General features: G+C 68.1%; 11 protein-coding genes and 1 pseudogene. 4 read left to right on the top strand and 8 right to left on the bottom strand.

Features of this window, described 5'->3' with window-relative positions; genetic code table 11:
• The coding region (locus tag ACIRA7_RS10740; protein WP_396220839.1) for an acyl-CoA dehydrogenase family protein at positions 1 to 331 on the bottom strand (331 nt) is incomplete at its 3' end.
• A 175-nt stretch (positions 332 to 506) separates the two neighbouring features.
• Here ACIRA7_RS10740 and ACIRA7_RS10735 point away from each other — a divergent pair.
• Positions 507 to 3,326 (top strand): beta strand repeat-containing protein, encoded by a 2,820-nt coding sequence (locus ACIRA7_RS10735; protein ID WP_396220838.1) that lies wholly within the window; start codon positions 507 to 509, stop codon positions 3,324 to 3,326.
• 14 nt (positions 3,327 to 3,340) lie between these two features.
• On the opposite strand, the gene ACIRA7_RS10730 is transcribed toward ACIRA7_RS10735, so the two are convergent.
• The 5 genes from ACIRA7_RS10730 to ACIRA7_RS10710 all read right to left on the bottom strand — a co-directional run bounded on the left by ACIRA7_RS10730 (position 3,341) and on the right by ACIRA7_RS10710 (position 8,070).
• Positions 3,341 to 4,279 carry a SprT-like domain-containing protein gene (locus tag ACIRA7_RS10730; RefSeq protein WP_396220837.1) on the bottom strand — a complete coding sequence of 313 codons (939 nt, stop codon included), beginning with the start codon at positions 4,277 to 4,279 and terminating at the stop codon, positions 3,341 to 3,343.
• Positions 4,280 to 4,299: 20 nt separating this feature from the next.
• Positions 4,300 to 4,989: an alpha/beta hydrolase gene (locus ACIRA7_RS10725; RefSeq protein ID WP_396220836.1), complete on the bottom strand. Its 690-nt coding sequence runs from the start codon at positions 4,987 to 4,989 to the stop codon at positions 4,300 to 4,302.
• A complete protein-coding gene (locus tag ACIRA7_RS10720) occupies positions 4,986 to 6,146 on the bottom strand; it encodes a VOC family protein (RefSeq protein ID WP_396220835.1) in 1,161 nt (386 codons plus the stop codon). The genes ACIRA7_RS10725 and ACIRA7_RS10720 overlap by 4 nt, the downstream gene beginning before the upstream one ends.
• Before the next feature lie 78 nt (positions 6,147 to 6,224).
• Complete coding sequence (locus ACIRA7_RS10715; RefSeq protein WP_396220834.1) at positions 6,225 to 7,043, bottom strand: metallophosphoesterase family protein; 819 nt, start codon at positions 7,041 to 7,043, stop codon at positions 6,225 to 6,227.
• Between the two features lie 13 nt (positions 7,044 to 7,056).
• Complete coding sequence (locus tag ACIRA7_RS10710) at positions 7,057 to 8,070, bottom strand: isocitrate/isopropylmalate dehydrogenase family protein (RefSeq protein ID WP_396220833.1); 1,014 nt, start codon at positions 8,068 to 8,070, stop codon at positions 7,057 to 7,059.
• A gap of 163 nt (positions 8,071 to 8,233) precedes the next feature.
• On the opposite strand from ACIRA7_RS10710, the gene ACIRA7_RS10705 reads away from it, so the two are divergent.
• Together ACIRA7_RS10705 and ACIRA7_RS10700 are read left to right on the top strand one after the other, a co-directional pair.
• The gene (locus ACIRA7_RS10705; RefSeq protein WP_396220832.1) at positions 8,234 to 10,324 is read left to right on the top strand and encodes a carbon starvation CstA family protein; all 2,091 of its coding nucleotides are present in this window, start codon (positions 8,234 to 8,236) and stop codon (positions 10,322 to 10,324) included.
• 76 nt (positions 10,325 to 10,400) lie between these two features.
• On the top strand, positions 10,401 to 10,610 hold the full coding sequence (locus tag ACIRA7_RS10700; RefSeq protein WP_396220831.1) for a YbdD/YjiX family protein: 210 nt from the start codon (positions 10,401 to 10,403) through the stop codon (positions 10,608 to 10,610).
• A 22-nt stretch (positions 10,611 to 10,632) separates the two neighbouring features.
• Here the strand turns inward: ACIRA7_RS10700 and ACIRA7_RS10695 are convergent, their stop codons facing one another.
• Positions 10,633 to 11,877, bottom strand: a complete 1,245-nt coding sequence (locus ACIRA7_RS10695) for an MFS transporter (RefSeq protein WP_396220830.1) — start codon at positions 11,875 to 11,877, stop codon at positions 10,633 to 10,635.
• A 3-nt stretch (positions 11,878 to 11,880) separates the two neighbouring features.
• Here ACIRA7_RS10695 and ACIRA7_RS10690 point away from each other — a divergent pair, with 3 nt between their 5' ends.
• The gene (locus ACIRA7_RS10690; RefSeq protein WP_396220829.1) at positions 11,881 to 13,098 is read left to right on the top strand and encodes a M20/M25/M40 family metallo-hydrolase; all 1,218 of its coding nucleotides are present in this window, start codon (positions 11,881 to 11,883) and stop codon (positions 13,096 to 13,098) included.
• 33 nt (positions 13,099 to 13,131) lie between these two features.
• On the opposite strand, the pseudogene ACIRA7_RS10685 reads toward ACIRA7_RS10690, so the two are convergent.
• Positions 13,132 to 13,860 (bottom strand): annotated as a pseudogene (locus tag ACIRA7_RS10685) (galactokinase); the annotation flags it as partial.

The following is a 13,860-nucleotide window of genomic DNA, read 5'->3' as shown; positions in this document are numbered from 1 at the left end:
TGCCCGAGTCGCCGCGCTCGAGTTCCTGCATGATGAGGCCGTACGCCACGCTCGAGAGCCCGGCGCAGCCGTACTCCTCGGGCAGGTTCGCACCGAGCACGCCGAGTTCGGCCATCTCGGCCACGAGCTCGTCGGGGAAGCGGCCCTGCACGTAGCACTCGCCGATGATCGGGAGCACACGTTCGTCCACGAACTTGCGAATCGTGTCGCGGATCGCACGCTCTTCTTCGGTGAGCGCGGCATCGATGTTGAACAGATCGGCGGCGTGCGCCTTGAGCTCGACGGAGGGCAGCGCAGGGATTGCGCTCGCGGACAGCAGATCAGTCGCCATTGGGAAAGCCTTTCAGCTGGAGGAGCGTAAGGGTCGTTGCGGAAATCTAGCGAACGGCAACGTGAAGTGGCCACCATGCTCGAGTTTGGTTGACACGGGCAGCCTCGCGCGGCGCAATTACGAGGTGATCGGTCACACCCACTCGCAAGGAGAACGAATGTATTATCGGCCGTCGTTGTTTCGTTCCGCCCTTCTCACCCTCGCCCTCGCGGCCTGTTCGAGCGGCGGCGACAGTGGGTCCACCCAGCCCCCAGTGACCCAGAGTATCGGGTTGCAGCTCTCCGCGTCGTCGGGCACCGTCGCGCGAGGCGCGTCCGGTACGGCGACGCTGACACTGAGTCGAGTGGGTGGATACGCCGGGACGGTGGCGCTGACCGCCGAGAACTTGCCAGCGGGCGTGACGGCCACCTTCACTCCCGCATCGTTGTCGGGATCGGCCGCGAGTGCGACGGTGGTCTTCAACGTCGGGACGACGGCGACGGCGGGATCGAGCACGATCACGATCCGCGCGGCCGGCAGTGGTGTGACGGCTGCGACCGCGACCTATGCGCTTTCCGTTCCGGCACCGGCGGTGACGCTCACGGCCGGCAGTGGGGCGGCGAGTATCGTGGTGGGCGGCTCGGCCACCGTGCCGATCACGATTATGCGCTCCAACGGCTTTACGGACGCCGTCGCGCTTGCCGCGACGGGCCTCCCCGCCGGCGTCACCGCCACGTTTACGCCGGCGACGATCGCGGCGGGATCGACCACCAGCACGCTCACCCTGATCGTCGCGGGTACGGCGACGCCGGGCGCGAGCACGGTAACGATCAGCGCGTCGGGCACGGGGGTGACCACGCAGACGGCCAGTCTCGCTCTCACGCTGACGGCGGCGGCGACGCCGGCGGTGGCGGTAGCAGCCACGCCGGCTGCGGTCAGCATCGTGGCGGGCGCCAGCGGCACGACGGCGATCGCGGTATCGCGCACCGGCGGCTTCGCTGGTGATGTCACGCTGGCCCTTGAAGGCGCTCCGGCGGGAGTGACCGGCACCTTCTCGGCGAATCCCGTCCTTTCCGCTGCGACGGCCAGCACCCTCACGATTTCGACCGCGGGCACCGCGGCACCGGGTATGTACAATCTCACCGTGCGCGCGACGGGCACTGGTGTGACGGCGGCCACCACAACCGTTGCGGTCACGATCACGGCGGCCCCCGGCATCACGATCTCCACCACGCCGGCCACGGTTACGGTTGCGGCGGGCAGCGCGGTGACGACGGCCGTCACGATCACGCGCCTTGGTGGCTTCGCGGCTGACGTCGCGCTGGCCGCCACGGGACTTCCGGCCGGCGTGAGCGCGTCATTCGCGCCCGCGGCGCTCACCGGTGCCACCCTGACGAGCACCCTGACGCTGACCTCGACCACAGGAGCCGCTGTGGGAGCGTCCACGGTGACGGTGACCGCGTCAGGAACGGGGGTGACGGCGCAAACGGCGGCCATCGCGTTGACGGTATCGGCGGCGCCGGCGTACTCACTGGCGGCAACGGCAACGACGCTGGTGCAAGGTGCCACCAGCACCAGCACGGTCACCGTCACACGTACTGGTGGCTTTGCCGGAGCCGTGAATCTCACGATTGCCGGTCTGCCCAGCGGCGTGTCAGCCGTGTTCACTCCGGCCGCGGTCACTGGCACCTCAGCCACGGTCACCTTCACGGCCGCGGCGAACGCCACGACCGGAGCCTTCAGCGCGACCATCACCGGTACCGCGACCGGGCTCGCCAACGTGACGACCGGCGTCTCGGGCTCCGTCACCGCCAGCGGAGGCGGAGGGGGCGGCAGTATCGCGTGGCGCTTCTGCGATCCGACGGATCTGCCGCTGTTCTTCGCCTTCCGTAACGGGACGTCGGGCGCGTGGACGCGCGTCACGGCGGGAGCGAACAACACCTACAGCTTCAGCCTCAGCGGCCTCGGCTCGGTGGCGATCGCCCGGCCGCTCGAGAACGGCGTCGCGAGCGTGGCGGTGTACAACTTGACGGCCACCGAGATGGCGTCGACGGCTCTGCAGGAGTGCACCACCAACCCGCCTGGCAAAACGCTCAACGGCAGCTTCGCCAACCTTGGCGCGGGACAAACGGGCAATGCGTATCTGAGCGGCGGGATCGGCACCGCGACCGGCCCGGCGACCACCTTCAGCATGGCGAACGTTGGTGACGGTCTGGGTGACCTGCTGGCCTTCCGCTTCTCGACCACCATCGGCGCGGGCTTCATTCCCTCCCTGACACCGGATCGTGTGGTGCTGCGTCGCAACGTGAACTACGCGGCCAACTCCACCATGCCGGTGATCGACTTCACCGGCGCCGAGTCCTTCGCGCCGTCCACCGCGACGTACACAACGACGGGTATCGGCGCGGGCGAGATCTCTCAGTCGATTACGTCCTTCGTGACAAGCAACGGGACGAGCGGGTCGTTCCTGTTTGGTTCGCTGCTCGGCGGCACGGGCACCAACACGGTGTACGGAGTACCGAGCAATCGCTTGGCCACCGGAGATTTCCATCTCGTCTTCTCGACGTCCAGCGCGCAGGATGGCAATACCACACGCGGCGTGTTCCAATACAACCGCGAGTTGGCGAACCGCACGATCGCGTTGGGGGGGCTGTTGACAACGCCCACCGTAGTGACGGCTGGCACGGCGCCGTATGTGCGCCTGCGGGCCAGCGGTCCGTGGCAGGCTGAGTACAACGACGCACTCGGTGTGACCTTCTCGCAGGCGGGCCAGGGCACGAGTCGAGCGTGGACGATCTCGTCGTCACGTGCCTTTTATGGCGCAGCCGGTACCTACTCGGAGGAGATCCCCGACCTATCAGGGGTAAGCGGGTTCGACAACACGTGGGGACTGCGTTCTGGTGTGTCCACCACGACCTCCATGACGGCGAGTGGCGGGATCACCGGCACGATCGGTGTGGCGAGTGAGGGCAGCAGCTGGCGGTTCGCCGCCAGAACTTCGACGATCACGCCGTAACGACTGAACTCAACTCATCCCGTCGCTTTGCGTCGCTTCTCGAGCGGCGTGACATTACGGCGCGCGGCAGGGGCAATGCCCACGTCGCGCGCCTTTTGCCGGAACGCCGTGCCGTGATCCACCGGCTGACCGGTTTCATGCTGCCATTGATGCACCATCTCGTGCAGCAGCGTGTGCATGGCCTCGCGCCACCCATGCCGCGAGATATGCGTGCGTGACATCACGATCTCGGGCGGCATGTGGCGCGAGCCCGGATCGTAGTGCCCGAGTCGGGTGGCCATCTTCCCGGACAAGCGCAGCGGTATCACCGACAGCGCGCCGTCGAACCACTTCGCGTTGAGTTCGCGGTGCGCTTCCATGAGCTGCGCGATCATCGCGACATCACCCGGGCGCGCCGGTTCCTGCCGTCGCACCGACGGGCCGCGCTCCACATCGAAGGCCAGGATCGCTTCGCGCGCGGTCGTGCGCTCCGTCTTGTTGCGCGCCGTGGCGAAGGCCACGATCGCGCGCAGCACCGACTCCGGCGCTTCCGCGTATCCTTCGTGAATGCGCAGCGTCCGGCCGATGATCGACACCATCACGGTGCGCGTGCGCATGAGCACCAGCGCGTCCACGCCGCGCAGCCCAAGATCCTCGAGGCGCGAAAAGAGCACGGCCGTGCGCGCCCGCACGGCCGTGCGACCGCGCGACGGCCTCGTATCGTCGGCCACCGGCTTCGGCGGCACCGGCACGAACGCCGGCGTCAGCACCGGCGAGAAGACCTGCGTGAACAGCTGCGTCACCGCGGTCGTCACGCTCTGCGTGAACGACGGCGCCGGCATCGGCTGCGCGGTGGCCCTCGGCACCGCTACGGTCGGCGCCGTTCCGACCGACACCGCCGTCGACGACGAATCGGACACGGCCGGAGCCGCGTCGAAAAAGTCGAAACCCAGTTGCGTGTGCCGGCTGCTCATCGGTGCGGAAGATGCGCCGCTTACGGGGCTCCGCGCAACGTGTGGCGCAGCGTGCCGACCATTTCGGTAAGCGCGGCGATCTGGTCGCCCACGATGTCGTGGCCGATTCCCTCATAAATCCGCAAGTCGACTGTCGCACCGAGCGCGCGGAACACGTCGGCCGACGAGCGCACGATCGCCTCGGGGATATGCCCATCGGCGTTCCCGCAGGCCAGCAGCACCGGCGTGCCTCTGAGCGACCCGTGGTCGCGCCGGGGCACGAGCTGGTCGCCGATCAATCCGCCGGCGAGGGCGGCCACCCCGCCGAAGCGCACGTTGGCCTGCGCCGCGATCGTGGCGTATTCGAGCGTCAGGCAGGCACCCTGCGAGAACCCCACCAGGATGATGCGCTCGCTCGGAATCCCCGCCGAGCGCACCTGCTCCACCGCCGCACCGACCGACGCCAGCGCGCTGCTCAGCCACGGCTCATTCTGCTCACGCGGATCGAGAAAGCGCTTCGGATACCAGCTGTTTCCGACCGCCACCGGCGCCACCAGCGCGGCGTCGGTCGCCTTGGCGGCCCTGGCGATCGGCAGCATCCCCTCAGCGCTGCCGCCGCGCCCGTGCGTCAGTACGAGCGCGTAGGACGCCTGCTCGAGCGGTGTGCCTGCCACGAGCGGGGGCACGCCACCATGCGGTCCCGCCTGTTCTGCTGCGACAGCATCGTTCACGAACTCGCCTCCATCGTGTCGGGGATCGGCAGCGAGCGACCGGAATGCGACAGCATCCCCCGATCGCCATCGGATCCGTCATACGGCCACGGCGCGCGATCGATGTCTTCGACGTGTGCCTCGATCTGCTCGCGGTGCTCCTCGAGCCACGGCGGGAGCCGCAGGGTGGAGCCGGTCGTGCTCACCGGCTCGTCCACCAGAAAACCGGGGCCCATCGTGGCCAGTTCCACGATGTGTCCGTCGGGATCCTTGGTGTAGATACTCTTGAAGTACACGCGGTCCATGACCGGCGACACGTTGAGCCCGGCCTCGAGCAGACGATCGCGATACATGAGCTGCTCCGCCTCGTTGGCCACCGCCAGCGCGTAGTGATGCCCCTGTCCGGTGCCCATGTGTGCGCGACGTTCCGTGGCCGGGCGCTCGAGATACGTGATCAGCGACCCGGGACGGGCATCCGGGCTGCCCCACGACCAATGCCGCGTGCCGGGATCGTCAAAGTTCTCGGTTTGCTTCACCAGCGATATCCCAAGCACGCCGCGCAGAAACTCGTCGGTGCGCTCCACGTTCGCGGTCATCGCCGTGAGATGGTGCATGCCGTGGGTAAGCGCCATGGCCGGATCGATCGTTTCCACCGGCTCCGGCCACGTGAGCGTCGCGATCAGCGCCTCATCCCGGCCACCGCGCACCAGCTCCGCCGGGGGCGTGCGCTGCACGGTGGCGCCCACCTGTTCGTCGAACAGCATGCCCGGACCATCGGTCGCGATTTCGAGAATCACGCCGTCCGGATCGCGGAAGTAAATCGACGTGAAGTAGTGCCGGTCGTAGGGACCGCGCACACGGAGGCCGAGGTCGGTGAGACGACGCTTCCAACGCAGCAGGGCATCGCGGTCGGCCACCCGGAGCGCCACGTGGTGCGTCCCGCCGATGCCCGGGCGACCGCGCGGCGCGCGGGGCCACTCGAAGAACGTGACGACCGTGCCGGCGCTTCCCGTTTCGTCGGCGAAGTACAGGTGGTAGCTGCCGGGATCGTCGAAGTTGACCGTCGTCTTGACCAAGCGCAGGCCGAGCACGCGGGCGTAGAAATCGACCGTCCGCTGTGCGTTGCTGGCGACGAGCGTGACGTGATGGAGACCGAGAATCGACGACGTGGTGGACATGGTGTCCTCCTGCCCGACTGGCGGGCGGTTCTTATCTTAGCACTAAGATATCACCGTTCCCGCTCACGTCAAATGTCGTCAGCGGCGGGCGAGCGTCGCCGACATCGGACCAGGCCCGAACGCGCCGTCCTGATACGTCCACGCGCGCACGGTCACCTGCGTGCCCGTTGCCTCGATCACGTTGAGCGAGGACGGTCGACGCTTCCGGCTGCGGCTCGACAGCGTGTTGGCGGCGCTCGCGAGAAAACGGCCGGTGCTGCGCTGCACCACCTCGGTGCGCTCCTCGTGATCGTGGCCGGTGCACACGACGTCCACCGACATGCCGGCAATGCGGTCGAGCGCCGCTTCCGGCCGTTTCAGCCCCCAACGATGCGACAGGCGACCGCGCACGACGTTGTGGTGCACCACCAGCAACCGCAGGTCGCCCACCGGGCTGGCGGCCAGTTCGCGGGTGGCCCACGCGAACTGCGCGTCGGTCAGTCCGCCTTTCACGCGCCAGTCGCGCGGATACCACGTCACCGCCGCTGGTAGCATGCCGGCGGCCGAGTTGAGGCCCACCATCGTCAGCCCGGGAACGCGCACCACGGGTTCGAGCACCGGGTTGAGGTACTGCTGATAGCGCTCGTGCAGCCGGCTTGCGTCACCCCAGCCGAAGGGCGCGTGCCACCACGCGGTATCGTGGTTGCCCGGCACTTCGAGGGTGGGGGCGATGGCGCGGAACCGATCGAGAATCGCCCGGGCGCGCTCGAACTCGTGCACGCGCGCCCGCTGCGAGAAATCCCCGGAGATCACGATGGCATCGAACGCCGACGCCGACGCCACCTCGAGCGCGGCCGCCACATGCTCGGCCACGAAGGGGTGGCCACAGTGGATATCCGACACATGCAACACGCGCACAGGCGTACGCCGCTCAACCAAGGCGCGCGATCACGGCGTCGGTGAACTGGTCGGTGGTCGACGTGCCACCCAAGTCACGCGTGAGCACGGCGCCGTCGCGGATGGTGCCTTCGAAGGCGTTCCGGATGCTCGTGGCCCGACCGCGATCCCCGATGTGATCGAGCATCATGCAGGCCGCGAGCACAAGGGCGCCCGGATTCGCGATGTTCTTGCCGGCGATATCGGGCGCCGTGCCGTGCACCGCCTCGAAGATGGCGGCGTTGGTGCCGAAGTTCGCACCGGGCGCCAGCCCAAGTCCGCCCACGAGACCCGAGATCTCGTCGGAAAGAATATCGCCGAAGAGGTTAGTGGTGACGACCACATCGAACTGCTCGGGGCGCATCACGAGGTGCATCGCCATCGCATCGATGATGCGCTCTTCGAACTGGACGCGCCCTTCGTATTCGCGCGCGATCATGCGGCCGACGTCAAGGAACAATCCCTGCGAGAACTTGAGGATGTTCGCCTTGTGAACGAGCGTGACCTTCTGGCGGTTGTGCGCGATCGCGTACTCGAACGCGTAGCGCACGATGCGCTCCGATCCGTGCCGGGTGATGATCGCCACCGACTCGGCGGCCGCCTTCGGATCGTCACCGATCTTCACGTAGTGCTCGACCCCGATGTAGAGCCCTTCGGTGTTCTCGCGCACCAAAACGATGTCCACGTGGTCGAAGCGACCAGGCACGATCGTGTAGGCCGGGCGGACATTCGCGTACAGGTCGAACGTCTTGCGCAGCGCGACGTTGATCGAACGGAATCCATCGCCGACCGGCGTCTCCAGGGGGCCCTTCAGTGCGACGCGGGTGCGCTTGATCGAATCGAGCGTGGCATCAGGGATCGGATCGTTCCAGCGCGCCACGCCGGCCATGCCGGCGACCTGGCGGTCCCATTCGACCTCGGCGCCAGCGGCCGCCAAGATACGCACGGTGGCGTCGGCGATGGACGGTCCGATACCGTCGCCGGGGATGAGCGTTACAAGGGTAGCCATGGGAATAAGATCATCGGGCGCCGTCGGGGAGAGAAGCCGCGACGGGGAAACCCGCCGCGAGCGCCACGACCCATCCAAACTGAGGTACGTCCTGCCCCATTTTTTCCGGTTTCGAACCGGCCTGCATTGACAGCGGCATGTACCAGAGCGTACACCGTATGGCATGTCCTCCCCCTCTCCTGCCTCTGGCCTGCTCAAGCAGGTCCCGTGGATCGCCATCGCCGTACTCGGCGCCGGCGCCCTCGCTACCGTCGCCCTAAACAAGGGTGAGACGATCAGCGCCGCGTGGTTACTTACCGCGGCGGTCTGCACCTACCTCATCGCCTACCGCTTCTACAGCCGGTTCATCGCGGCGGACATCTTCGGCCTCGATGCCACCCGGTCGACGCCGGCCGAACGCCTCGATGATGGTCGCGACTACGTGCCGACCAACAAGTGGATCGTGTTCGGCCACCATTTCGCGGCGATCGCCGGCCCTGGCCCACTGGTGGGTCCGACGCTGGCGGCCCAATTCGGATTCCTGCCGGGCGCGCTCTGGATTCTCGTGGGCGTGGTGCTGGGCGGTGCGGTCCAGGACTTCGTGATCCTGTGCGCGTCGATTCGCCGCGACGGCAAGTCGCTGGGGCAGATGGCGAAGGAGGAGATCGGAACGGTGGCCGGCGCCACGGCGCTCGTTTCCATTCTTGGCATCATGATCATCCTGATCTCGGTGCTGGCCCTGGTCGTCGTGAACGCGTTGCGCGACAGCCCGTGGGGTACGGTCACGATCGGCTTGTCGATTCCGATCGCCATGCTGATGGGCGTGTATCTCCGCTGGATCCGTCCCGGTCGCGTCCTGGAGGCAACGGCCGGCGGTCTGGTGCTGCTGTTCCTCTCGCTGTACGCGGGTAAGTGGGTATCGGAGTCGGCCACGTGGGCGCCCGTCTTCACGCTCAGCGGGGTGACGCTCTCGCTGTCGATCATGGTGTACGGCTTCTTCGCCTCGGTGCTGCCGGTGTGGATGCTGCTGGCGCCGCGTGACTACCTGTCGGCGTTCGTGAAGATCGGCGTAGTGCTGGCCCTCGGGGTCGGCATCATCGTGGTGATGCCGGACATGGAGATGCCGCCCGTCACCAAGTTCATCGACGGGACGGGCCCGGTGTTCTCCGGCAAACTCTTTCCGTTCGTCTTTGTGACCATCGCGTGCGGTGCCATCTCCGGCTTCCACGCCCTGATCTCGTCGGGGACCACGCCCAAGCTGCTGCGTCGCGAACCGGATGCCCGCTTGATCGGTTATGGCTCGATGCTGACCGAGTCGCTGGTGGCCACGATGGCGCTGATCGCGGCGTGCGTGCTCACCCCGGGCATCTACTTTGCGATCAACTCGCCGGTCGCCGTGATCGGGACCACCGCCATGAGCGCGGCGGACACGATCAACGGGTGGGCATTGTTCAAGACCATCTCGGCTGCCGATCTCGAGACCCTGGCCCGCCAGGTCGGCGAGAACTCGCTGCTCTCCCGCACGGGCGGCGCGCCCAGTCTGGCCGTCGGCATGGCCCACCTCTTCTCGCGCGCGCTGGGCGGAGAAGCGGCGATGTCGCTGTGGTACCACTTCGCCATCATGTTCGAAGCGTTGTTCATCCTGACCACGCTCGATGCCGGCACGCGCGTGGGCCGCTTCATGCTGCAGGATCTCCTCGGTCAGGTGTACAAGCCGCTCGGCCGCGTGTCGTGGTATCCGGCGGTGGTGATCTGCTCCGCCCTGTTCGTGTCGATGTGGGGCTACTTCCTGTACCAGGGCGTCACCGATCCGCTGGGCGGTATCAACTCACTCTGGCCGCTGTTCGGTATCTCGAATCAGTTGTTGGCCACGGTGGCGCTGTGCGTCGGCACGACCGTGATCGTGAAGATGGGCAAGGCCAAGTACGCGTTCGTAACCATCATCCCGCTGGTGTGGCTGGTGATCGTCACGTCGTCGGCCGGCCTGCTCAAGATCTTCTCCGGCGATCCGAAGCTCGGCTTCCTGTCGCACGCGCGATTGATCGAAGGGCAGATCGCCGCGGGCACGCTGCCGGCGAACATCAAGACGCTCGAGGCCGCGCAGCGCATGATCTTCAACGACCGCCTCGACGCGGCCGTGGCCGCCTTCTTCCTGGTATCGGTGGTGGTGATCCTGACCGCGTCGATCATCGAGTGGGTGAAGGTGATGAACGGCAGCCAGGCGCCGGTCTCGAGCGAAACGCCGTACGTGCGCACGCAGCTCGTGGACGCGTAAGCGACGCCCCTCTTCACGCGCCCGCCGCGCCACGAGTTCGCTCTCGTGGCGCGGCGGTGCCTCTTCCCCCCTCGCCTTGTCATACGCTGCGAAGGACACCCCGTGGAAAGTCACGCTGCGTCGTTGGGTCGCGACGGTGCATCGGATCATCGGCGCGCCGGACTACGAGACCTACCTGGCGCATATGCAGCGCAAGCATCCCGGCTGTACGCCACTCGACGCGCGCGCATTTGAACGGCAGCGCCTCGTGGACCGTTACCGGCAGCCCGGCTCGCGCTGCTGCTGAGCGTACCGTGCCGCTGGGCGCCCTAGGCTTCCGGTGGGGTCAGGACGACCACTGACATGATCAGCGCGGCCGCGACGGCGAGCGCGGCGCCCATTGCGAAGGCGGCCGGCGACCCGTGCCGCTCCCACACGGTGCCGAACACGATGCTCGCGGGCAGCGCCGCGACCCCGACGGTGGCCTGATACCAGCCGAACGCGGTACCACGACGCCGCGCCGGCACGAGATCGGCCACCAGCGCCTTCTCCGTCCCCTCGGACAGGCCGAACACGACGCCGTAGACGCCGAACAGGGCCCAGGCATGCCACGGGTCGGTCGCGAGGGAGAAACCGCCGTAGACGGCCGCGTAGAGCAGCCAGCCGGCCACGATCAGCGGTCGACGCCCCACCCGATCCGACAAGGCGCCGGCCGGGGTGCTGGATACGCTCTTCACGAGGTGCAGCAACACCCAGAGCAGCGGAATGAGTGCCGTGGGGACCCCGAGCTGCGAGGCCCGCAGCAGGAGAAAGGCATCCGTGGAGTTGCCCACGGTGAAGACGAGAATCGGGACCATCGTGAGCCAGAACGATCGCGGCAGGGCGGCGAGGGGAGCGACCTCAGCGGCCTGAGCCGGCGGCGCGGCAACAACCGGCGCGACGACGGGCGCAACCGCCGACGGCGCGCGTTGCTCACGGACGAACCCGATCGCCACCAGCACCGCTAGCGCTCCCGGAATCGCCGCCACCCAGAACACGTGTCGCACCGGCATGCCGAGCCACTGCAGGCAGGCGAGGGCGACGAGCGGGCCCACCACGGCGCCGGCGTGATCGGCCGCCCGGTGAAACCCGAACGCCCGACCGCGGAATTCCAGCGGCGTGGACGCCGCGAGCAGCGCGTCACGCGGCGCCCCACGGATTCCCTTCCCCACGCGATCGATCAGGCGGATCGCCAGCACCTGCGAGCCGCTCTGGGCGACGGCCACGAGGGGGCGCACCAAGGACGCGATCGCGTACCCGGCGACGATCAGCGGCTTGCGGCGCGATACCCGATCCGACCACCATCCACTCGCCAGCTTGAGCAGTGAGGCCACTGTTTCCGCGCCGCCTTCGATCACGCCCACCATGCTCACCGTCACGCCCAACGTGCCCACCAGAAACAGCGGCAGCAGCGGTGCGATGATTTCGCTGGACGCGTCGGTGAGAAAGCTCACGGCGGCCAGCGCCAGCACATTGCGCGCCGGTGTCCAGCGCGCGGCAGGCGGTGCAACGGGCGGTGACGGGATGGAGCTCATGCGATGACCACCACGGACTCCGGAAAGGACTGGCTGACCCCGCTGCTGGCGACGTGGCGAGGCCGACGCGCGTGGGTGTTCGACCAACAGATCGCGATCGCCCGCATCGCCGCACCGACCGGGAACGAAAGCGATCGCGCGGCGATGCTGCAACAGGACTGGCGCGACGTTGGCCACACGGTCACGCAGGATCGCGCCGGGAATGTCATCGCGCGGGTCGCGCCCACAGGGGAGCGCCATCGTTTCGAGGGCTCGCCGCTGGTCTGTCTGGCGCACCTCGACACGGTGTTCAGTGCCGAGCAGCCGCTGTGCGTGCGGCAGGACGGTCCGCGTACGTACTGCCCCGGCATCAGCGACAACGGACGCGGACTGGCGGCCATGTCGGTGCTGGCGCGCTTTCTGCGCCACCCGGACGTGCGCGCCCGCTTGCAGCGGCCGGTCGAGCTCGTGCTGACCGTCGGCGAGGAGGGAGAGGGGAATCTCCGCGGTGCCACGCAGTGGTTCGACGACGCCGCGGTGCGTGGCGGCACGCCGGTGGCCGCGGTCGTCATTGACGGCCCCGGAGACCGCACCATCGTGCACCACGCGGTGGGATCACGTCGATGGCGCATCACGTTCACCGGCGTCGGTGGCCATAGCTGGGCCAACGCCGGCACTCCCAACCCAGTGCATGCTGCGGGCGCCTGCATCGCGGCCATCGCCCGCCTCGCCGACGCGCACCGCCCATTCGGCACGGTCGCGGTCACGCGCATGCACGGGGGCGAGCATCTCACCGGCGTGCCAACGCAGGCCTGGATTGACATCGACCTCCGTTCACTCGATCCGGACCGACTCGGTACGATGAGCGGCGAGGTGGAACGCCTCGCTCGGCGCGCCGCGCGCGACGCCTCGCACACGTCGCCGACGCAGGCGTTGCACTGTGCGATCACCGTCATCGGTGAGCGTCCGGCCGGACGGATCGAGAGTCGGCATCCGCTGGTGACGGCCGCCGAGTCGGCCACCCGGGCGGTGGGACGCGAGCCGCAATCCGCCTCGGCATCCACCGATGCCAATGTGCCGCTGGCACGTGGCATCCCCGCCATCGCCATCGGGGCGGGGGGCACTGGCCGCGCAATGCACACCGCCGATGAGTGGTACGATGACACGGGGAGTGAGTTCGGCCTCGAGCGGGCAATCCGGCTGGTCGCGGCGCTCGCCACCACCGACGTGCTGGTGCGCTAGACCACGGGGCGCGGCGCCCGGCCACGCGCCGTGTTATCCGCTGCAGCGCTCGTCGTCGTCCACCAGTTCAAAGGCCGGCGAACTGGGGCGCGTCGTGAAGAACTGCGAGCGATGCGACGCCGATCCATGGGTGCGCAGATACCGCTCCCGCCACCGCGTGGCGAAACGCTCGGCGTCACTCAGCGGGACCATCGCCCAGACGCTGCCACCAAAGCCGGCACCGAAGGCGCTGGCTGCATCGGCCCCCAGTTCGCGGGCGTATCTCGCCAGATGCACCGTTTCTGCGATCTGATTCTCCAGCGCCCGCTCGGCACCGCCTTGCGAGCGATCGACCAGCGCCCCGAACCGCTTCACGTCGCCGTTGGCCAGTGCGTCGGCCGCATCCGGCACGATCACGAACGTCTCATCGAAGAACTGCTCGAGGCGTGCCGTGAGATGATTGGCGGAGAACTCGTGGTCGGCACCGGCCCGCGCCGCGTCAACCAGGACGTCGGGGACCTGCGTGACGGGGCCGCCAGAGGCGGCCTCGAAGGCCTCCCGCAGCGTGCGCGCCGGAGTGTCCGCGAGGGCGCCGCCATGGCGATTCCATGCATCCACGAGACGGTGCGCCGTGCGCGCGGCGCGATTGTAGCGCTCCTTGGCCGCCCCCGACTTCGCAGCCACGACCCCGCTCACGCCGATCACGAATGTGGCGTCGGAGATCCAGGGCACCGATCGCTCGTAGGTGACCGGCGCCCACCGAAACATCTCCAGCCGCCCGGG

Source organism: Gemmatimonas sp., from assembly GCF_044376735.1.
Lineage (GTDB): Bacteria > Gemmatimonadota > Gemmatimonadetes > Gemmatimonadales > Gemmatimonadaceae > Gemmatimonas.
The sequence above is the reverse complement of the archived record's forward strand: the minus strand, read 5'-3'. Positions and strand labels throughout refer to the sequence as shown.

Excerpts from the sequence above, each read along its gene's own strand:
- ACIRA7_RS10710 (WP_396220833.1), bottom strand. The coding sequence starts at position 8,070 with ATGGCTACCCTTGTAACGCTCATCCCCGGCGACGGTATCGGACCGTCC.
- ACIRA7_RS10720 (WP_396220835.1), bottom strand. The coding sequence starts at position 6,146 with ATGTCCACCACGTCGTCGATTCTCGGTCTCCATCACGTCACGCTCGTC.
- ACIRA7_RS10690 (WP_396220829.1), top strand. The coding sequence starts at position 11,881 with ATGACCACCACGGACTCCGGAAAGGACTGGCTGACCCCGCTGCTGGCG.
- ACIRA7_RS10705 (WP_396220832.1), top strand. The coding sequence starts at position 8,234 with ATGTCCTCCCCCTCTCCTGCCTCTGGCCTGCTCAAGCAGGTCCCGTGG.
- ACIRA7_RS10730 (WP_396220837.1), bottom strand. The coding sequence starts at position 4,279 with ATGAGCAGCCGGCACACGCAACTGGGTTTCGACTTTTTCGACGCGGCT.
- ACIRA7_RS10695 (WP_396220830.1), bottom strand. The coding sequence starts at position 11,877 with ATGAGCTCCATCCCGTCACCGCCCGTTGCACCGCCTGCCGCGCGCTGG.